Genomic DNA, 19,849 nt, shown 5'->3' with positions numbered 1-19,849 from the left:
CCTGTACTCATGCACCGTTTTGCCAATCCCGCCCGCTTCCTGAAGATCGCCCGTCCGATGACGGGCTGGCTGTTCTGGCCCGGCCTCGTGCTGCTGCTGGCCGGCTGCGCTTCGGGTCTGTTCCTGACGCCGGCGGATTATCTGCAGGGCGATACGGTGCGCATACTCTATATTCATGTGCCGGCCGCGTGGCTGGGCATGGCGGGCTGGACCGGCATCGCCGTGTCCGGCCTGATGCAACTGGTGTGGCGCCATCCGCTGGCTTCCGTAGCCGGCCGCGCGATCGCGGCGCCGGGCGCGCTGTTCACCGCCATCTGCCTGATGACCGGTTCGATCTGGGGCCGGCCGACCTGGGGCACCTGGTGGGAATGGGACGGGCGCATGACATCGATGCTGGTGCTGCTCTTCCTCTATCTGGGCTATATCGCCCTGGCCAATGCATCGGCGCGGCAGGGACAGGGCGGGGTCAGCCCGGTGACCGCGATCTTCGGCCTGGTCGGCGCGATCAACATCCCGATCATCAACCGTTCGGTGGTCTGGTGGAACAGCCTGCACCAGGGGCCGAGCATCACGATGCGCGGATCGAGCATCGACGGATCGTTGCTCTGGCCGCTGGGCCTGACGCTGTTCGGCTTCACCTTGTTGTTCGCCGCGATCGTGCTGATGCGGATGCGGGCAATTTTGGCACAAAATAAGGTCGAGGCGCGGATGCAGCGCCTGACGAGAGGGTAGAGATGAACCAATGGGCTTTCGTGATCGCCGCCTATGCCGTGACGGCGGTGGGTACGGCGATCGTCACCATCGTTAGCTGGCGCGCGATGCGATCGGCCGAACGTCAGGCCGAGCGGCTGTCTGACCGGACATGAAGGCCAAGCATCAACGGCTGATCCTGGCGCTCGCGGCGCTGGTGGCGATCATCGGCGCCGGGCTGCTCGCCGTATCAGCGCTGAAGGACGAAGCGGCCTATTTCTACGCGCCCAACGACGTGAAGACCAAGGGCGTGGATCCCGGCAAGGCGATCCGTCTGGGCGGCATGGTGGTGAAGGGCAGCCTCAAGCGCGCGGCCGATGGCGTGACGATCGATTTCGACGTGACCGACGGCAAGGCGACCGTGCCGGCGACCTTCAGCGGCATCGCGCCCGACCTGTTCAAGGAAGGCAGCGGCGTGGTCGCGGAGGGCGCTTTTGACCGGCAGGGGCGGTTCGTCGCCACCAATTTGCTGGCCAAGCATGACGAGCGCTACATGCCCCGCGAACTGGACGGCATGACCTATAATGAAACCACGCATGAGATGAAGGCCGCACCATGATCGCCGAAGCCGGTCTCGCTGCCCTGTGGTTTGCCGCGGTCCTCGCGCTGCTTCAGCTGTTTCTGGTCGGCATGGGGCTGGCGGGCGGCAAGGGCGAGGTGCTGGGCGCCGTCCGACCTGTCGCTGTTTTGCAGGGTGTGCTGACGGCAGCCGCCTTTGTCGCTTTGATCAGCCTGTTCCTGCGGTCCGACATGTCGGTGCTGCTGGTGGCGACCAACAGCCATTCGGCCAAGCCCTGGCTCTACAAGTTCGCCGGAACCTGGGGCAACCATGAAGGGTCGATGCTGCTCTGGGTCACGGTGATGGCCGTCGCCGGCGCGGCGGTGGCGCTGTTCGAGCGCGCGTTGAAGCGCGACGCGCATATGGCGACGCTGGGGGCGCAGGCGGCAATCAGCCTGGGCTTCTACGCTTTCCTGCTCTTCTCCTCCAATCCCTTCGCCCGCATTTCCCCGGCACCGGCGGACGGGCAGGGGCTCAATCCGCTGCTGCAGGATCCTGGCCTCGCCTTCCATCCGCCGACGCTCTATCTCGGCTATGTTGGCCTGTCGGTCGCCTTTTCCTTCGCGGTCGGGGCCTTGCTGACGCGGCAGGTGGATGCGGCCTTTGCTCGCGCCATGCGCCCCTGGGTGCTGGCCGCCTGGGTCATGCTGACGCTTGGCATCACCGCGGGCAGCTATTGGGCCTATTATGAACTGGGCTGGGGCGGCTGGTGGTTCTGGGATCCGGTCGAAAATGCATCGCTGATGCCCTGGCTGGCGGCGACCGCGCTGCTGCACAGCGTGACCGTGCTGGCGACCCGCGACGCGCTGCGCGCCTGGACGGTGATGCTGGCCGTCGTCGCCTTCTCCATGTCGATGGTCGGCACTTTCCTGGTCCGCTCGGGCATATTGACCAGCGTCCATGCCTTCGCCGTCGATCCGGAGCGGGGCAGCTTCATCCTGGCATTGCTGGCACTCTATATCGGCGGCGCTTTGGCCTTGTTCGGCTGGCGGATCGGCACGGTGCGCGAGGGCGCGCCGTTCGAACTGGTCAGCCGCGAAACCTTCCTGGTGGTCAACAACCTGTTGCTTTCGGTGATCCTCGGGCTGGTGCTGATCGGCACGCTTTACCCGCTGATGACCGAAGCATTCGGACACAAGGTGTCGGTTGGCGCGCCCTATTTCGATCGCATTGCCGGACCAATCGCGCTCATCCTGCTGATCGTCATGGCGGCAGGGCCGCTCACCCGCTGGCGCCGGGATCAGGCGCGCGCTGTGGCCGGGCGCATGCTCGTTCCGGCGGCGGTCGCACTGGCGGCCGTGGTGCTGGTTGGTGCCCTCGCCTGGGGCCGGATCGGGCTGTTGCCCTATTGCGGGCTGGTGGTGGCGCTGGCCGTCGGCGTGGGATCGCTCGCGCCGCTGTGGAAGCGTAATCTGCGCCGCACCCCGCTCTTCACCTATGGCATGGTGATCGCGCATCTGGGCTGTGCCGTCAGCCTGGCGGGCATGGCCTGCGATTCGGCGTTCACGGTTGAGAAGCTTGTGGCAGTCCGGCCGGGCAACAGCATCGAGACGGCCGGCTGGACGCTGCGCTTCCAGCGTATCCTGCCGCTTGCTGGCGACAATTGGACGGCGTTGCAGGCGGACGTCATTGCGGAACGGAGCGGCCGCGCGGTCGTGATCCATCCGCAATCGCGCTTCTTCGCCTCGCCGCCGACGACCACGACCGAGGCAGCTCTGCTGACCCGGTGGAATGGCCAGCTCTATGTCGTGCTGGGGCAGGAAGCCGATGCTGGCCGCTGGCAGATGCGGATCTGGTGGAAGCCGTTCGTGACGCTGATCTGGCTGGGTGGCATCATGATCGCGCTGGGCGGCCTGCTGGCGCTGGTCGGGCGAGAGCGGCGCGGCTGGCTGATGAAATGGCGTGCGCGGAGGGCAATGGCATGAGGAAGCTGCTGATCTGGCTACCGCTTGTCCTGTTCCTCGGCTTCTTCGCGCTGTTCGCCACCGGCCTGTTCAAGCCGGATGACCGTGTCATCACCTCCAAGCTGATCGGCCAGGCTTTGCCGGCCTTCACCCTGCCGGCTGCTGCCAGCGATCGGCCGGCGCTTGCCAGCACACAATTGGCGGATGGCAAGCCGCGCCTGCTCAACATCTTTGCCAGCTGGTGCATTCCCTGCGCGGCGGAGGCGCCGCAACTGATGGCGCTCAAGCAGGCTGGGGTAGCGATAGACGCGATCGCGATCCGCGATGCCCGGCCCGATGTCGACGCCTTCCTGGCGCGCAACGGCAATCCCTATAGCCGGATCGGCCTGGATGCGCGCAGTGGCGTGCAGATCGCACTGGGCTCGTCAGGCGTGCCGGAAACCTTCGTGATCGATGGCAAGGGCAGGATCGCCTATCAGCATATTGGTGACATCCGCGCCGATGACGTGCCGATGCTGCTGCAACGGCTGAAGGACGCGCAATGATGAGGGGGCTGCTTTCTCTTCTCCTGCTGATGCTGGCGGCGCCGGTTCAGGCGCAGACCGCCCTGCCGCCGGCGCCCTATGCCGACCGGCAGCTTGATGACCCGGCGCTGGAGCGCAAGGCGAAGGCGCTGATGGAAACCATCCGCTGCCTCACCTGCCAGAGCCAGTCGATCGCCGATTCGAACGCCAGCATGGCCGGCGACATGCGCTCCGAGATACGCGAGCGGATCAGGGCGGGAGAGGAGCCTGAGCATATCAGGCGCTGGCTGATCGAGCGCTATGGCGATTGGGTCAGCTATGAGCCGACGGCCGCGCCGATCCTCTGGCCGCTCTGGGCGGCGCCGATCGTCCTGCTCGCATTGGGGCTGTTGTTGATGCGCGGACGGATCAAGCGGAGGCCGCGGGCATGACGGGCTGGATCATCGCTTTCGGCATCGCCATCCTCGCCATGGCGGCGCTCTGCTTCATCGGGCGCATCCCGCGCGTGACGCGGGAGATCGTTGCAGCGGCTTTGCTGGTCGGCCTCGCGGGCTATGCCTGGCAGGGGCATCCCGGCCTTGCCGGCGCGCCGCGACAGGTCGCAGCCGAGAAGGAAGCGCAGTTCGACGAGAAGCTGGCGGAGCGACGCCGCAGCCTGGCGGAGCGCTATGGCCCGGCCGGCCAATGGCTGATCATGTCGGATTCCTACGGGCGGCGCGGCCTGACCAAGGAGGCAGCCAATGTCCTGCTCTCCGGCCTCAAGCAGGCGCCGGAAGACGCCAATCTGTGGCTGGGCATGGGCAATGCGCTGGTCGCGCATGCCGATGGCGTGGTCGCGCCGGCGGCGGACTATGCCTATCGCCAGGCGTTGCGGCTTGACCCGGAGGGGCCGGCGCCGCGCTATTTCTATGGCCTTGCCCTCGCCCAGGCTGGCCAGTTGGATGCCGCGCGCAAACAATGGTTGCCGCTGGCGCAATCGGCGCCCGAAGGCAGCAAGATCAAGGCGGAACTGCAGGCCAATATCGCGCGTATCGACGCCATGCTGGCAATGGATGCGGCTTCGCGATGATCCGCATCGGGGCGATCATTGCGTGAACCCTGTGCCCATGGTAGGGGCCGGCGGTTTGCTGGGCTCCGTCCTTGGAATGAGAATTGCCCTGGCAAGGGTTGCGACATGATATTGATGATCGAGCATTTCCTTCATGGCTGATGACAGCGCGGTCGCCGTCCCCGAAGACGGCGAGCAGGATGGGCATGGCCATGCCCGCCAGAAAGCCACGGCCAAGCTGGTCGTCGGCGCGATCGGTATCGTCTTCGGCGATATCGGCACCAGCCCGCTCTACGCCTTCCGCGAAACTTTTGCGGGGCACCATCATCTCGACCTCGATCCCGACCATATATTGGGCGTCATCAGCCTGATGTTCTGGTCGATGATGCTGGTTGTGACGCTCAAATATGTCAGCATCATCATGCGCGCCGACAATAAGGGCGAGGGCGGTAGCCTGGCGCTGCTGGCGCTGATCAACGGCCAGACCAAGACGCAGCGCTGGTCGCGCGGGATCGTGCTGCTGGGTGTGTTCGCGACGTCGCTCTTCTACGGCGATTCGATGATCACGCCGGCGGTTTCCGTGCTGTCGGCGGTGGAAGGCCTGGCGGTCTATAATGCCAATCTGGCGCCGGCGATCCTGCCGGTCGCGGTGCTGATCCTGCTCGGCCTGTTCTGGATCCAGGGTCTGGGGACCAACAAGGTCGCGACCCTGTTCGGGCCGATCATGCTGATCTATTTCGTGACGATCGCATCGCTCGGCCTGCTCAGCATCGTCAAGACGCCGGGCATTCTCTACGCCTTCAATCCCTATTGGGCGGTGATGTTCTTTGCCACCGATCCGCTGCCCGCCTTCCTGGCGCTGGGCTCGGTCGTGCTGGCGGTGACGGGCGCCGAAGCGCTCTATGCCGATATGGGCCATTTCGGCCGCAGCCCGATCCGCGTGTCCTGGCTGATCTTCGTCCTGCCAGCGCTGATGCTCAACTATATGGGGCAGGGCGCGCTGCTCTTCCGTGAGGGCGCCGCGGCGCTGCACAGTCCCTTCTACAATCTCGCGCCGCAATGGATGCAGTTGCCGCTGATCGGCCTTGCCACGCTGGCGGCGATCATCGCGTCGCAGGCGGTCATATCCGGCGCTTTCTCGGTCACGCAGCAGGCGATCCAGCTCGGCTTCATGCCGCGTCTGCGGATCGAGCATACCAGCGCCTCGACGGCCGGCCAGATCTACATTCCCCTGATCAACTGGGGGTTGATGGTCATGGTCATCCTGCTGGTGCTGGTCTTCAAGACCTCGTCCAACCTGACCGCGGCTTATGGCATTGCCGTCACCGGTGCGATGTTCATCGACAATGTGCTGCTGACCGTGGTGCTCTATCGGCTGTGGCACTGGAAATGGTATTATGCCGCGCCGTTGCTTGCCGTCTTCTACCTGGTCGATGGCGCCTATCTGGCGGCCAATCTGACCAAGGTGCCCGACGGCGGCTGGTTCCCGCTGCTGATCGGCTTCGTCGTCTTCACCTTGCTGACCACCTGGTCGCGCGGGCGCCGGCTGGTGCAGGAACGGCTGCGCGAGGCAGCGATGCCGATCCCGGTATTCGTGGCTTCGGCCGCCAACAGCGCCGTGCGCGTGCCGGGCACCGCTGTTTTCATGACTTCGACGCCCGATGGCGTGCCGCATGCGCTGCTGCATAATCTCAAGCACAACAAGGTGCTGCACGAGCGGGTGATCCTGTTGACGGTCAAGATCAAGGATGTGCCCGTGGTCGAGGATGACGGCCGGTGCAAGCTGGAGGATCTGGGCCGCGGCTTCTTCCGTCTGGTGCTGCAATATGGCTTCATGCAGGAGCCGGATGTTCCGGCCGCGCTCAAGAATGTTACCGGCTGCGGCCAGGCGTTCAAGATGATGGACACCAGCTTCTTCCTGGCGCGCCAGACGCTGCTGCCTTCGGCCAATCCCGGCATGCCGCTGTGGCGCGAGAAGATTTTTGCCTGGATGCTCCGCAACGCGGAAAGCGCGATGGAGTTCTTCCGCCTGCCGACCAATCGCGTGGTCGAACTGGGTAGCCAGGTCGAGATTTGACCGGCCTTTAGAAAAGCCGCATCTGCGCGCCTTCGGGCGGCCGGAACAGGTCGGTGCGGACGCTGATCCGCGCCTGCCCCAGATTGGCCTTGCGCCGTGCCTTGATGAAGCGGGTGCGGGTCAGGTCGGCCCAGACGCCCTGGCCGCGCATCCGGCTGCCGAAATCGGGATCATTGTCGCGCCCGCCGCGAATGTCCCGGATCATCGCCATCACCTTGGCGGCGCGATCGGGATAATGGGTTTCCAGCCAAGCGCGAAACAGTGGCGCGACCTCATGCGGCAGGCGGACCAGGATGTAGTTGACGTCCTGCGCGCCGGCCATGGCGAGCCGCGCCACCACCTGTTCGATCTCATGATCGTTGATCGCCGGGATGATCGGCGACATGTTTGCCGATACCGGCACGCCAGCTTCGGCCAGTCGGGCGATGGTGGCGATCCGTCGCTCGGGATGGGGCGCGCGCGGCTCCAGTGTGCGCGCGACCTTGGGATCGAGCGAGGTGACCGAAATCATCACCGCGACCAGATTGTCGCGCGCCAGATCGGCAAGCAGGTCGATGTCGCGCAGGATGCGGTCGGACTTGGTGGTGATGAAGACCGGATGGCGGCATTCCACCATCACCTCCAGCAATTGGCGGGTGATCCCCCAATCCTTCTCGATCGGCTGATAGGGATCGGTATTCGTGCCCATGGCGATCGGCGAGACGCTGTAGTTCCGGTGCGACAATTCCTTGCGCAGCAATGTCGCTGCATCCGGCTTGGCGAACAGGCGCGTCTCGAAGTCGAGCCCCGGCGACAGATCATGATAGGCGTGGGTCGGGCGGGCAAAGCAATAGATGCAGCCATGCTCGCAGCCGGCATAGGCGTTGATCGACTGGGAGAAGGCGATGTCGGGCGACGCGTTGCGCGAGATGATCGTGCGCGGCGTAATCAGCGAAACGCTGGTGCGCAGTTTCTGGGCCGGTCCGTCGATCGCTTCCACGGCGTCGAGCCAGTCGCCGTCCGCCTCGCGCGCGGCCAGGTTGAACCGGCTGCTGGCCTGGTTGTGCGTTGCGCCGCGTCCGGGGATAATTACCATTTTGAAATAAGAACATATCAGGAACTTATTGACAAGGTCGCTTCCGACGCGTCATGGCTGGCCCCTTGAAAGCAGGGGGAAATATCATGCGTGCTTGGTGGCTTGTTCCGGCTCTGATGTTGATGGCAGGCGCGGCCGATGCCGCGACGCCGACGACGGATTGTGCCGCAAATATGGTCTGCGCCAGCCGGCCCCAGTCGGTGGTCGATGCGTTGCAGGCGGCAGGTTACAAGGCGGCGCTGACCAAGAGCAAGTCGACCGGTAACCCGATGATCGAGAGCGCTGCCAGCGGTTATAACTTCACCATCTATTTCTATGGCTGCGAAGAGATGAAGGACTGCAACTCGTTGCAGTTCGGTATCAATTTCGCAGATGATGGCGGCAACACGGTCGAACTGGCGAACAAGTGGAACCAGTCCAAGCGCTTCATCCAGATGTCGCTGGCCGACGACAAGACGCTGGACGTGTCCTATGACGTCAGCACGATCGGCGGTCTCAACCAGGAGAATTTCGCCGACGTGGTCGACTGGTGGTCAGTTATGCTCGGCGAACTCAGCAAATTCTTCAAGGAGAACCCGGCGCCCACGCTCAAGAAGTAAGGGCGCGTAGAGACTGTTTGAGAAAGCCCGTTCCGCCCCGCTCCCCCGCCCAACCACCCGATCCAGTGTCATCCTGTCGGGTGGTTGGGCGGGGGAGCGGGCTGGAACCGTAACGAAAAATCGCCCTTTCGCGATTTTTCAAACAGCCGCTCAGCGCTCGGTGAGGCGTGGCATCAGCTCGACGAAATTGCAGGGACGGAACCGGCTGTCGAGCTGGCTGGCGAGAATGCCGTCCCAGGCATCCCGCACCGCGCCAGTCGAACCGGGCAGCGCGAAGATATAGGTGCCGCGCGCGACGCAGGCGGTGGCGCGCGACTGGATGGTCGAGGTGCCGATCGACTGATAGCTGAGCCACCGAAACAGCTCGCCGAAACCGGGAATTTCCTTGTCCTGCACCTGAGCGAGGGCTTCGGGCGTGACGTCGCGGCCGGTGACGCCGGTGCCGCCGGTGGTCAGGATCACGTCAACCTGCGGATCGTCGATCCAGGCGTGAAGGCGCGCGACGATGGCGCTGCGATCATCGGTGACGATCAACCGGTCGGCCAGGATATGGCCCGCGCCGGTCAGGCGATCGACCAGCGTATTGCCGGACCGGTCATCGGCCAGGGTGCGGGTGTCGGAAACGGTCAGGACGGCGATGCGGACGGGCAGGAAGGTCCGGCCCTCATCGATCGGCATCAGTCCGATCCGCCGGCGATCATCGCCCGGCCATCGGCCTTGCTGAGACGCACTAGCTTGACGCCCTTGGCATTGGGGAAGGTTGGCCACATGCCTTGCGCCATGCCGGTCAGGCAATCCGCCTCGCCCTTCGCCTGGATCTGGTACATCCAATAGTTGCGCATGACGATGTTCACATAGGCGCGGGTTTCATAATAGGGCAGGGATTCGATGAAGAGCAGCGGATCGCCCTTGTCCTTCACCTCGCTGTTCCAGCGTTCGACCGGCAGCGGGCCGGCATTATAGGCGGCCATCACCTTGGGCAGCAGGCCGCCGGTCGCGCTCATGTCGCGCAGCGATTCCAGATAGCGCTGGCCATATTCCATGTTGGTGGACGGCACGAACAATTGCGATGCGTTCGACAGGCCGACATCGCCGGCGGTTCCGGGGCGCACCTGCATCAGGCCGCGGGCGCCGGCGCTGGAGACGACGTCCGAACGGAAGCCGGATTCCTGCAGCGTATGGGCGTAGATCAGCGAGGGGTCGACGCGCCAGCCGCCGTCCGGCCGCCAGGCCGGCGCCGGGAAGCGGGCGAAGCTGTCGGGCTGCTTGCCGGCCGGGCCATTATGGGCGAGCCAGAGCTGGGTTGCGGGCAGATTAAGCGCGCTGGCCAGGCGCAGCAGCGCATCATATTGGGCGGTGCCACCCAGCTTCGCCTGATAGCGCAATATCTCGTCGGCGCGGCCATTCTCGCCAATATCGGCCAGCGCGATCGCGCTGCGGACATTGGGACTGTCCTTGAGCTGGCGCCAGTCATTGTCGCTGAAGCGCGCATTCATGGTCGCCCCGCCCAGTGGCATGCCCAGGCTCTCGCGGGCGAGCAGGCCATAGAAGGTCTCGTCGGATCGCGCCGCGAGCTTCAGCATATTCTCGACCTTCTCGGCCTCGCCGCAGACCATATAGGCGCGCGATGCCCAATAGGCGCCGGCCGCGCGCATGTCCGCGTCGCCCGCCAGCGCGGCGACATTGGCGAAGGCCGGGGCGGCAGCGCGGCAATCATTCTGGCGCCAGGCGGCCAGGCCCGTCGTCCAGTGAGCCTGCACAGTCCAGTCGCCGCCGGTACGGGTTTCGAGCGCGCGCGCGGCCATACGGCGCGCGTTGAGATCGTCGCTTTCGATATAATAGGCCCAGGCAACACGCTGGCGCACCTCGGTCAGGCCTTCGGGCGTCAGCCCGGCTTCGCCGGCGGCAAGCAGCCCTTCCGCGCCGGCCGGATCGTCATTCTTGATGAAGGTCAGGATCTGGGCCGACAGGCTCTGGGCCAGAACGTCCGTCTTGCTGCCGCTGACATATTGGCGGCGCGGGGCGGAGCCCAGCCATACCAGCTTCTGCACCTGCGGCAGATCGGGCAGGATGGTCGCGCCGCGCTTCTGCGCCAGGCGGGAAAGCTGGTCGGCCTTGGGCAGCCAGGCTGCCTTGTTGACGAGGTCGAGCAGGTCGAACAGCTCGACGCGCGGCGACCCCTTGGCAAGATAGAGTTCCGACAGGGCCAGCGGACGAACCGCATCCTGCGGGTCGAGTGCCAGGATCATCGCCTTGGCATCCGACCATTTCTGGTCGCGCAGGGCGGCGAAGATGGCATTGTAACGCGCCTTGTCGCCATCGGACAGCTGCAGCGGCGTGTTGACGGTGGAACTGGTCGGCAAGGTGGGGAGGGTTTCGGCCGCTTTGGCGCCGGCCGGGATCGCCAGCGCCGCGCTCATGCTGAGCAGGGCAAGGCTGGAAATGCGGGTTGCAACGCGAATCACGGGCGATCTTCCTCAATCAGGCTTTGCAGGGCGCGCCAGCATTCCGCCTTGGCCGCGGGCTGGCTGAGCAGCAGGCGCGGATGGAATGTGGCAATGGCGGGCACAGTGCCGCCATCATGGTTAAAGGGGCGTAAACCGGTGGGCCGGTCGGCGCCATCGGTCGGAAGCAGCGCACGGACCGTCCGATCGCCCAGCAGGAGCAGGCGGCGCGGCGCGGCGAGATGGACATGGAGCCTGATGCGATCGGCGACATGGGCCAGATCGCTGGCCTCCACCATGCCGCCGGCGGGGCGGACGGTGAACAGCGAGGCCAGGCAGATATCGTCACGGCGCAGGCCAATGGCCCGCATCATGGCATCGAACAGAGCGCCCGCGCGATCGGCAAACAAATGGCCCGCGCCGGCATCTGCCATGTCAGGCATGTCGGTGATGACCATCAGCGATGCTTCGGCCGGGCCGGTCGGCAGGATCGGGGTGCCGGGCCATTTGCGTTCGGGCTGGGCCGAATCACTGGCAAGCCATTCGAGATAGGCGTCGAGCGTCTTGGGTTTTTCGGGCGGCGGCGGAGCAAAGGCCTTCGCAGCCTGCTCGGCCAGCTGGGCGCGCGTCGGCTGCGGCCGCAACCAGTTGACTGGTGCTTCCGCTACGGCGCCGTCCACCCCCGCCAGCGACCACCACGCCAGATAGGCGTCAGGCGCTGCGGCTCCAAAGTCCCGCTCTAATCCCCGCATCACGATGCCCTTGGGCCAGAGGTTGACGCGAGGGTCAAGAATCTTCATCGCGTGGAATGTCAAAACGTTGGAGTAATAAGGCGACCGGATGGCCGGACATGTGCTGGCGGGCGCCTTTATGGAGGGATTATGAGCGAACGGGATTCGATGCCCTATGACATCGTCATCGTCGGTGGGGGACCGGCTGGCCTGTCTGCAGCGATCCGGCTGAAGCAATTGGCCAATGCCGCAGGGCAGGAACTGGCCGTCTGCGTGCTGGAAAAGGGGTCGGAAATCGGCGCCCATATCCTGTCGGGCGCGGTGGTCGATCCCAAGGCGCTGGATGAACTGATCCCCGACTGGAAGGAGCAGGGCTGCCCGATGGCCGATGTTCCGGTCACCGACAACCAGCATTGGGTCTTGTCCAAGGCGGGCAAGATGGCGATGCCGCACATCATGACGCCGGGCTGGATGCACAATAAGGGCACCTATACCGGATCGCTGGGCAATTTGTGCCGCTGGCTGGCCGAGCAGGCCGAGGGGCTGGGCGTCGAAATCTTCCCCGGCTTCGCCGCCGCCGAAATCCTCTACAATGAGGATGGCAGCGTGAAGGGGGTCGCGACCGGCGACATGGGCATTGCCCGTGATGGCGAGCGCAAGGCGGACTATCAGCCGGGCTTGGAGCTGCACGCCAAATATACCTTCTTTGCGGAGGGCGCGCGCGGCCACCTGACCAAGATCCTCAAGCGCCAGTTCGACCTGGAGGCCGATTGCGAGCCGCAGGTCTATGGCCTGGGGATGAAGGAATTGTGGGACATCGATCCCGCCAAGCATCAGCCGGGTCTTGTCATCCATACGCAGGGATGGCCGCTAACCGACGCATATGGCGGTGGTTTCCTCTATCATCAGGCCAATGGTCAGGTTGCGCTCGGCTTCGTCGTCGGGCTGGGCTATCGCAACCCGCACCTTTATCCGTTCGAGGAATTCCAGCGCTGGAAGCAGCATCCGGAAATCCGCAAGTTCCTGGAGGGTGGCCGCCGCGTTTCCTACGGCGCGCGCGCGATCAACGAGGGCGGCTGGCAGTCGATCCCCAAGCTGGTCTTTCCCGGTGGCGCGCTGATCGGGTGCTCGGCCGGCTTCGTCAACGTGCCGCGCATCAAGGGCAGCCATACCGCCATGAAGTCGGGCATGCTGGCCGCCGAGGCCGCGTTCGAGGCGATCCAGGACGAGCGCGCGCGCGACGTGCTGCACGATTATGAGGATCGGCTGCGTTCCAGCTGGATCGCGGACGAACTGAAGCTGGTGAAGAATGCCGAGCCGCTGCTGGCCAAGTTCGGCAACACCATCGGCACGCTGCTGGCCGGCATCGACATGTGGATGCGCACGCTCAAGATCGGTCTGCCCTTCACCATGAAGCACAAGCCCGATTGCGAGAAATTGTGGCGCAAGGACCAGTGCGAGAAGATCGCCTATCCCAAGCCCGATGGCGTGATCAGCTTCGACCGTCTGTCCTCGGTGTTCCTGTCGAACACCAATCATGAGGAGGACCAGCCGGTCCATCTGCAGTTGAAGGATCCGTCGGTCCCGATTTCCTACAATCTGCCCCTTTATGACGAGCCGGCTCAGCGTTATTGTCCTGCCGGTGTCTATGAAGTGGTCGGTCTGGATGAAGGGGAGCCTCGCTTCCAGATCAACGCGCAGAATTGCGTCCACTGCAAGACATGCGACATCAAGGACCCGACCCAGAATATTAACTGGGTCGTGCCCGAGGGCGGTGGAGGACCGAATTATCCGAACATGTAGGGGCCTGATTCAAGGACTGTTGCTGATGCTGCCGGCCGTGGCCGGCGCATCGGTCGATCCCGATATGGCCTTGCATGCCTATGCCCGCGCGCGCCTTGCCGATGGTGAAGGCGCGCTGGGCGTTGCGGTCGACAGCTATCGTGTGGCCCTCGCCGGCGATCCGACCAGCCTTGCCATTGCCCGCCGTTCCTATGTCCAGGCATTGGAAAGCGGCGACATGCCGCTGGCATTGCAATCGGCCGCGTTGCTGGATGAGGGCGGCATGCTGCCGCGCGACGGCACCTTGCTGCGGATTTGCGACGCATTGGGGCGCAAGGATTGGGCGGCGGCGCAGACCTTCACCGACCGGCTGGTGGAGGAGGGCAATTTCTCCTTCCTCGCCCCGATCGTGCAGAGCTGGATATCGCTGGGCCAGCGCCGCTATGTGGCGCCCGTCATCGATAGCAAGGACAAGTTCGGCGCGCTGGGCGCCCGCTATCTCGACGAGCATCTGGCGTTGCAGGCCATGGCGCGGGGCGACAAGGAAGAGGCGATTGGCGCGATGCGCCGTGCCTTGGCCTTGCGCGTGACGGATGACGAAGCGCTGCGCCTGACCTTCGCCGCGCAACTGGCCGGGCGCCGGGCGAAGGCGGATGCCCTGGCCCTGCTGCCCGCCGATGAAGCGAGCTTCGCCAAGGCCCGTACGGACGTTGCCCGCGGCAAGGTGCCGGGAGCGATTGCCGCACCCTTCACGCCCAGGCAGGGCTTTGCGCAATTGCTGGCCCGTCTGGCGGTCGACATCGCGTCCGACGAAACGGGCACGGCGCTGGGCATTCGTCTGGCGCGGATCGCGACCTTTGCCGATCCTGCCGCGGCCGAGCCACATCTGGTGGCGGCGAAGCTGCTGGTGGCGGGCGATCTCGCCAATTATGCGGCGGTGGAAGCGCGCAAGGTGCCGGTGACTGGCTGGTACGGCGCGCTCGCCCAGGCGGAGCTGGTCGAGGCACTGGCGGCCTCGGGGGATCGCGACGGCGCGATCGCACTGGCGCAAAGCCTGGCATCGGCTCCTAAAGCCGAGCCAGAACGCCTTGTAAGACTTGGACGATTGCTGGCGGACTCCGGCGATTTCGACGGCGCTGCATCCGCTTTCCATCGTGCGCAGGCAGGCTATTCGGCTGACAGCCTGCCTTGGGCATTACTGCTGTTCGAAGGCAGCGCGCTGGAGCAGGGCAAGCGGTGGGACGAGGCTCGTGCGGTGCTCGAAAAGGCCGCTATCATGGCCCCGAATGAACCGGTCATCCTCAATTATCTCGGCTATGCCCAGATCGAACGGCGGCAGAATGTCGATGTGGCGCTCGACCTGCTGAAAAAGGCGAGTGCGCTCAAGCCCCAGGATGCCTCGATCACGGACTCGCTTGGCTGGGCCAAGTTCGTGACCGGAGACGTCAAAGGCGCAGTCCCGGTGCTGGAACGCGCCGCAGCCGGAGCGCCCGGTGATGCCACGATCAACGAACATCTGGGCGACGCATTGTGGACCGCCGGTCGCCGCTATGAAGCGCGCTACGCCTGGCGCGCAGCAGCGGTCTTCGCGGAGGGGGATGTCGCCAATCGGCTTGACGCTAAGGCCCGTGAAGGCTTGAAACCCGAATATGCTGCGCCCTGAGATTGTATCGAAATTCTGTGAATATTTCCGAACAACTAACTGAAATTGCTTATGCAAAGGTCAATCTGGCCTTGCATGTGCGCGAGCGCCGCGCGGATGGCTATCATGCGCTGGAAAGCCTGTTCGTCTTTGCCGATGATGGGGACATTCTCCATGCCCGTCAGCGCGACGATGGCGTCATCACGCTCGCCGTGGAAGGCCCTTGTGGTGCTGGCCTGAGCGGCGACGATGACAATCTGGTCATGCGAGCGGCGCGGCGCCTTCAGGCGGCCACCGGGGTAACGGTCGGCGCCGATATTCGGCTCGACAAGCGACTGCCGGTTGCATCCGGCATTGGTGGCGGTTCGGCGGATGCGGCTGCGACGCTACGCCTGCTGCTGCGTCTCTGGAATATCACCGTGGAAGACGCTGTATTACAGCAATTATCCCTGTTGCTTGGCTCGGACGTGCCGGCCTGCTTGGCCAGTACCACGCAACTGGTGCGCGGCCGTGGCGAGCTGCTGGAGGCGCAGGCGCTGGACGACCTGTCGGGCCGGCCGATGATGCTGGTCAATCCGCGGGTCGGCGTCTCGACGGCGTCGGTCTTTGCCGGCTGGGACAGGATCGATCGCGGTGCGCTCGATGCGCTGGATATTGATGGGCTTGCGCGCGCCGGTCGCAATGATCTGGAAGCGCCGGCCCGGCTGTTGGCGCCGGTGATCGGTGATGTGCTGCAGGCGTTGCAGGCGCAAGCTCCCCGGCTGGTGCGCATGTCCGGATCGGGCGCGACCTGTTTTGCGCTGTTCGATGACGGGCAGGCCATGGTGCAGGCCGCGGCGGCCCTGCGCCGCGATCATCCGGATTGGTGGGTGATGGAAACGAGGATCAGGACATCATGAGCGAAGCCTTCACCACTGTGCGGGAGGGCGATCTCGACCTGCTGATCATCGCCGATCATGCCTCGGCCCATGTCCCCGACGATATCGACCTGGGCATCGATCCGGCGCTGCTTCGCGAACATATCGCGATCGACATAGGTGTGGCGGAGGTCAGTCAGTTGCTCGCGGCGCAACTGAACTGCTCCGCGATCCTGGCCGGCATCTCCCGCCTGGTCATCGACCTCAATCGCGAAGAGGATGCGCCCGGCCTGCTGCCGGTGATGAGTGACGGCCATGCCATTCCGGGTAATCGCGACGCCGATCTGGCCGAACGGATGCGCCGCTTCCATCATCCCTATCATCATCAGGTGGCGGCCATGCTTGACGGCATGACGTCACCCTTCATCCTGTCCATGCATAGTTTCACGCCGCGCCTGGCAAGCGATCCGGCGCAGCAGCGGCCCTGGGATATCGGCATTCTCTATAATCAGGATGATCGGGCGGCGCGGATCGCCATTCCGATGCTGGAGGCGGCGGGGCTGAATGTCGGCGACCAGCTGCCCTATTCTGGCCAATTGCTCAACGCGACCATGAACCGCCATGCGGAAGCCAATGGCATCCCCTATCTGGGGATCGAGATGCGGCAGGATCTGGTTGGCGATGCTGCCGGGCAGCGCCGCTTTGCCGATCTGCTCGGGCCGATCGTGCTGGAATGCCGTAACCGGCTGAGTTGATGGTCGGGCCTGGCGCGCCGGGCCATAGAGGATGTCGAAAGGAGATGTTCTGATGGGGCTGCGATTGTCTGGCGCACTGATGTTGGCGGGGCTGGCCCTGGCGGGATGTGACGGCAAGGGCGGCGGGAGTGGGGCGATCGCCGATGACGACAGCCTGATCGACTGCGCGATCGGCAAGGGCGCTTGGTCGCGAGAATGTGGCGTCGAACGCGAGGGCGACATGTTGACGCTGCGCCATCGGGATGGCGGGTTCCGGCGGCTGAGGATCGTGCAGGACGGGCGCGGCCTGGTTTCGGCCGATGGTGCCGAGGACGCAAAGCTCACTATCATCGACAAGGGGCTGGTCGAAGTGACGATCGGTGCCGACCGGTATCGGCTGCCCGCTACCGTGGCGGCCAAGCCGAATTGATGGTGCCCGACCCGATATTGACGGCAGCAGCCATCCGTGCGGCCGAGCAGGCGGCGTTTGATGCTGGCGTCGATCCCTATGAACTGATGGAACGAGCCGGTGCGGCGGCGGCGCAGATCATCTGGCGTGCCGGGCATCGACGGGACGCGCTGATCCTCTGTGGTCCTGGCAATAATGGCGGTGATGGCTTTGTTATTGCGCATATATTGCGCGAACTGGGTGTGCCGGTGCGGGTTGCCTCCCTGGGTGACAGTCGCACTGCATCTGCCCTGCGGGCCAGGGCATTGTGGGACGGCCCGGTAGAGTCGCTGGCCGATGCCGCGCCGGCGGCACAACTGGTCGACGCGCTGTTCGGCACGGGGCTGACGCGTGGCCTGGATGCGGCGGTAGCGGAACGCTTGGGCGCATTGGTGGCGCATGCCAATCACAGCTATGCGATAGACCTGCCGAGCGGCGTGGGGACGGATGACGGCCAGCTATTGTCGGCGGTGCCGAAGTTCGACGTGACGATCGCATTGGGCGCGTTCAAGCCCGCGCATCTGTTGCAGCCGGCGGCCAGCCTCATGGGGAAGCTGGTGAGGGCGGACATCGGCCTGACCATGCCGCAGGACATGCATGTGCTTGCACCGCCGCGGCTTCGCGCGCCTGTTGCCGCTGCGCATAAATATAGCCGAGGTCTGGTTGGCGTTGTCGGCGGTCTTATGCCGGGCGCGGCAGCGCTGGCAGCGGCTGCGGCGGCCCATTCCGGTGCCGGCATGGTGAGGCGCTATGACGCTTCGCCTTGTGAGGCCAGGCCACATGCCATCGTTCATCAGCAGATTGAGGATGAAACTGTCCTCAGCGATGCTCTTTCCGAAGCTCGGCTGGCGGCCGTGCTGGTCGGTCCGGGATTGGGCCGGGAGGATGGGGCACAGATGCGGCTTGATGCTGCGCTGGCATGCAAGCGGCCGCTGGTGCTGGACGCCGATGCGCTCACCTTGCTGGCAGCAAGGGCAGCAACCCATATCCCGGCCGGATCGATCCTGACCCCGCATCAAGGCGAATTCGTCCGGCTGTTCGGCGATCTGCCGGGCAGCAAGATCGACCGGGCGCTGGCCGGCGCCCGCATGACGAGGTCGGTTGTGGTCTATAAGGGCGCGGACAGCGTGATCGCCGCGCCGGATGGCCAAGTAGCGGTGGCGCGGGGCGCTTCGACCTGGCTGTCTACAGCCGGAACGGGCGATGTGCTGGCTGGCCTGGTCGTCGGGCGACTGGCCGTGACCGGCGATCCCTTCCGTGCGGCGTGCGAGGCGGTGTGGCTGCATGGGGACGCTGCGCGACGGGTTGGCCCGGCTTTTGTCGCGGATGATTTGCTTGCCGCGCTTCCAGCCGCTATCGGCTCGCGACTGTGACCCAAGATAATGATCTCATCCTTCGCATCGCCGCCAAGGGCGATGGCGTCACCGCCGACGGGCGGCATTTCGCACTGGTAGCACCGGGCGACCGGATCGCTGCTGACGGCAGCATCGTCGCCGGCCCGCACCATGTCGATGCGCCCTGCGTCCATTTTCCCGGTTGCGGTGGCTGCGAGCTGCAGCAGATTGACGAGCCGAGCCTCGCTGATTTCGTCAGCGCCCGCGTGACCGGTGCGCTGGCCGGGCAGGGCGTAGTGCCGCAGACGGTGCTGCCGGCCCATGTTTCGCCACCGCGCACGCGTCGCCGCGCCTCGCTGCGCGCCTCGCGGCAGGGCAAGCGGATCAACATCGGCTTTGCCGAGCAGGGCAGCCATGTGCTGGTCGATCTGACGATGTGCGAGATCCTCGATCCGCGCCTGTTCGCGCTGATCGCGCCGCTGCGGACGATGCTGCTGACCTGCCTGCCCGACAAGCGCGCCGCGCATGTGCGCATGTCGCTGACCGATCAGGGCGTCGACCTGTTGCTGGAAGGCGTGAAGGTCGAGGGGCTGGCAGCGGACGAGGCGCTGGGGGATTTTGCCCGCGAACACGCCTTGGCGCGGCTGACCATCGATCAGGGTGACGGTCCGGAGACGCGCTGGGAGCCGGAGCCGGTGACCGTCAGCTTCGGCGGCGTGGCGGTCGGCTTCCCGCCCTATTCCTTCCTGCAGGCGACGCCCGATGGCGAGGCTGCCCTGGTGAAGGCAGTGCAGGACCCGCTGCCCGCGACCGGCGCTGTCGCCGACCTTTTCTGCGGCCTTGGCACCTTTGCGCTGGCGATCGGCGCCAATCGACCGGTCTATGCGGCGGAGGGCGCGCGCGATCTGGTGCTGTCGCTCAAACTCGCCGGCCATCGCGCGCAGCGGCGCATGGTGGCCGATCATCGCGACCTGTTCCGCCGGCCGCTGACGCCCGAGGAACTGAACCGCTTTGCCGCCGTGGTGATCGATCCTCCGCGTGCGGGTGCGCGCGAACAGGCGATGCAACTGGCGCAGTCGACGGTGCCGCTGATCGCCTATGTCTCATGCAATCCGGGCAGCTTCGCCCGCGACGCCGCGCATCTGGTGGCGGGTGGCTATGTGCTCGACAGCGTCATGCCGGTCGGCCAGTTCCGCTGGTCCACCCATGTCGAACTGGTCGGGATTTTCCGGCGCCCCTGAGCGATTTCCTACGAAGTTCACACCGTCGTGGAGGGGTAAAATGCCCCAAAGAAAATCCCTCGCTGCGAGGGGGCGGCAGCGAGGGATATAGTCTTTCGTT

General features: G+C 65.1%; 20 protein-coding genes. 16 read left to right on the top strand and 4 right to left on the bottom strand.

The annotated features are described in order from the left end of the window. Window positions 1-9: 9 nt before the first annotated feature. The 8 genes from ccmC (at window position 10) to DIZ22_RS07065 (ending at window position 6,862) form a co-directional block, all read left to right on the top strand. Window positions 10-732 (top strand): heme ABC transporter permease CcmC, encoded by a 723-nt coding sequence (ccmC, locus tag DIZ22_RS07100; protein ID WP_037506637.1) that lies wholly within the window; start codon window positions 10-12, stop codon window positions 730-732. A gap of 2 nt (window positions 733-734) precedes the next feature. Beyond that, window positions 735-866, top strand: a complete 132-nt coding sequence (locus DIZ22_RS07095; protein ID WP_107917594.1) for a heme exporter protein CcmD — start codon at window positions 735-737, stop codon at window positions 864-866. Continuing rightward, window positions 863-1,309, top strand: coding sequence for a cytochrome c maturation protein CcmE (ccmE, locus tag DIZ22_RS07090; protein ID WP_048937164.1), 447 nt, complete (start codon window positions 863-865; stop codon window positions 1,307-1,309). The genes DIZ22_RS07095 and ccmE overlap by 4 nt, the downstream gene beginning before the upstream one ends. Continuing rightward, window positions 1,306-3,234, top strand: coding sequence for a heme lyase CcmF/NrfE family subunit (locus DIZ22_RS07085; RefSeq protein WP_048937163.1), 1,929 nt, complete (start codon window positions 1,306-1,308; stop codon window positions 3,232-3,234). Before ccmE ends, DIZ22_RS07085 begins: the two co-directional genes overlap by 4 nt. Further along, window positions 3,231-3,758, top strand: a complete 528-nt coding sequence (locus DIZ22_RS07080) for a redoxin family protein (RefSeq protein ID WP_234415568.1) — start codon at window positions 3,231-3,233, stop codon at window positions 3,756-3,758. The genes DIZ22_RS07085 and DIZ22_RS07080 overlap by 4 nt, the downstream gene beginning before the upstream one ends. Further along, on the top strand, window positions 3,758-4,168 hold the full coding sequence (locus DIZ22_RS07075; RefSeq protein ID WP_048937161.1) for a cytochrome c-type biogenesis protein: 411 nt from the start codon (window positions 3,758-3,760) through the stop codon (window positions 4,166-4,168). The genes DIZ22_RS07080 and DIZ22_RS07075 overlap by 1 nt, the downstream gene beginning before the upstream one ends. Then, on the top strand, window positions 4,165-4,806 hold the full coding sequence (locus DIZ22_RS07070; protein WP_048937160.1) for a cytochrome c biosynthesis protein: 642 nt from the start codon (window positions 4,165-4,167) through the stop codon (window positions 4,804-4,806). Before DIZ22_RS07075 ends, DIZ22_RS07070 begins: the two co-directional genes overlap by 4 nt. A 133-nt stretch (window positions 4,807-4,939) precedes the next feature. Next, a complete protein-coding gene (locus tag DIZ22_RS07065) occupies window positions 4,940-6,862 on the top strand; it encodes a potassium transporter Kup (RefSeq protein ID WP_048937159.1) in 1,923 nt (640 codons plus the stop codon). 7 nt (window positions 6,863-6,869) lie between these two features. Here the strand turns inward: DIZ22_RS07065 and DIZ22_RS07060 are convergent, their stop codons facing one another. Then, window positions 6,870-7,937, bottom strand: a complete 1,068-nt coding sequence (locus DIZ22_RS07060) for a PA0069 family radical SAM protein (protein WP_122928062.1) — start codon at window positions 7,935-7,937, stop codon at window positions 6,870-6,872. Between the two features lie 86 nt (window positions 7,938-8,023). Here DIZ22_RS07060 and DIZ22_RS07055 point away from each other — a divergent pair, with 86 nt between their 5' ends. Continuing rightward, on the top strand, window positions 8,024-8,536 hold the full coding sequence (locus tag DIZ22_RS07055) for a YbjN domain-containing protein (protein WP_048937157.1): 513 nt from the start codon (window positions 8,024-8,026) through the stop codon (window positions 8,534-8,536). 150 nt (window positions 8,537-8,686) lie between these two features. On the opposite strand, the gene moaB is transcribed toward DIZ22_RS07055, so the two are convergent. From moaB to DIZ22_RS07040, 3 genes are read right to left on the bottom strand one after another with little or no spacing between them, the layout of a single operon-like run. Further along, window positions 8,687-9,214: a molybdenum cofactor biosynthesis protein B gene (moaB, locus tag DIZ22_RS07050; protein ID WP_048937156.1), complete on the bottom strand. Its 528-nt coding sequence runs from the start codon at window positions 9,212-9,214 to the stop codon at window positions 8,687-8,689. After that, the gene (locus DIZ22_RS07045) at window positions 9,214-11,001 is read right to left on the bottom strand and encodes a lytic transglycosylase domain-containing protein (protein WP_048937155.1); all 1,788 of its coding nucleotides are present in this window, start codon (window positions 10,999-11,001) and stop codon (window positions 9,214-9,216) included. Before DIZ22_RS07045 ends, moaB begins: the two co-directional genes overlap by 1 nt. Next, complete coding sequence (locus DIZ22_RS07040) at window positions 10,998-11,780, bottom strand: uracil-DNA glycosylase family protein (protein WP_048937154.1); 783 nt, start codon at window positions 11,778-11,780, stop codon at window positions 10,998-11,000. The genes DIZ22_RS07045 and DIZ22_RS07040 overlap by 4 nt, the downstream gene beginning before the upstream one ends. 81 nt (window positions 11,781-11,861) lie before the next feature. Here DIZ22_RS07040 and DIZ22_RS07035 point away from each other — a divergent pair, with 81 nt between their 5' ends. The 7 genes from DIZ22_RS07035 to DIZ22_RS07005 are packed head-to-tail and all read left to right on the top strand — an operon-like array spanning window position 11,862 to window position 19,749. Beyond that, entirely contained in the window at window positions 11,862-13,514 is a 1,653-nt protein-coding gene (locus tag DIZ22_RS07035) for an electron transfer flavoprotein-ubiquinone oxidoreductase (protein ID WP_048937153.1), read from the top strand. Window positions 13,515-13,539: 25 nt separating this feature from the next. After that, complete coding sequence (locus DIZ22_RS07030; RefSeq protein ID WP_048937249.1) at window positions 13,540-15,156, top strand: tetratricopeptide repeat protein; 1,617 nt, start codon at window positions 13,540-13,542, stop codon at window positions 15,154-15,156. A gap of 17 nt (window positions 15,157-15,173) precedes the next feature. Next, window positions 15,174-16,034, top strand: coding sequence for a 4-(cytidine 5'-diphospho)-2-C-methyl-D-erythritol kinase (locus DIZ22_RS07025; protein WP_206364619.1), 861 nt, complete (start codon window positions 15,174-15,176; stop codon window positions 16,032-16,034). Beyond that, window positions 16,031-16,747 carry an N-formylglutamate amidohydrolase gene (locus tag DIZ22_RS07020; RefSeq protein ID WP_048937151.1) on the top strand — a complete coding sequence of 239 codons (717 nt, stop codon included), beginning with the start codon at window positions 16,031-16,033 and terminating at the stop codon, window positions 16,745-16,747. Before DIZ22_RS07025 ends, DIZ22_RS07020 begins: the two co-directional genes overlap by 4 nt. A 52-nt stretch (window positions 16,748-16,799) precedes the next feature. Further along, window positions 16,800-17,156: a hypothetical protein gene (locus DIZ22_RS07015; RefSeq protein ID WP_048937150.1), complete on the top strand. Its 357-nt coding sequence runs from the start codon at window positions 16,800-16,802 to the stop codon at window positions 17,154-17,156. Beyond that, window positions 17,156-18,547 (top strand): NAD(P)H-hydrate dehydratase, encoded by a 1,392-nt coding sequence (locus tag DIZ22_RS07010; RefSeq protein WP_048937149.1) that lies wholly within the window; start codon window positions 17,156-17,158, stop codon window positions 18,545-18,547. Before DIZ22_RS07015 ends, DIZ22_RS07010 begins: the two co-directional genes overlap by 1 nt. Next, window positions 18,544-19,749: a class I SAM-dependent RNA methyltransferase gene (locus DIZ22_RS07005; protein WP_048937148.1), complete on the top strand. Its 1,206-nt coding sequence runs from the start codon at window positions 18,544-18,546 to the stop codon at window positions 19,747-19,749. Before DIZ22_RS07010 ends, DIZ22_RS07005 begins: the two co-directional genes overlap by 4 nt. Window positions 19,750-19,849 lie beyond the last annotated feature (100 nt).

The sequence above is a fragment of the Sphingobium sp. LF-16 genome (assembly GCF_003711185.1).
In the GTDB taxonomy this organism is placed as follows: Bacteria; Pseudomonadota; Alphaproteobacteria; order Sphingomonadales; family Sphingomonadaceae; genus Sphingobium; species Sphingobium yanoikuyae_A.
The sequence above is the reverse complement of the archived record's forward strand: the minus strand, read 5'-3'. Positions and strand labels throughout refer to the sequence as shown.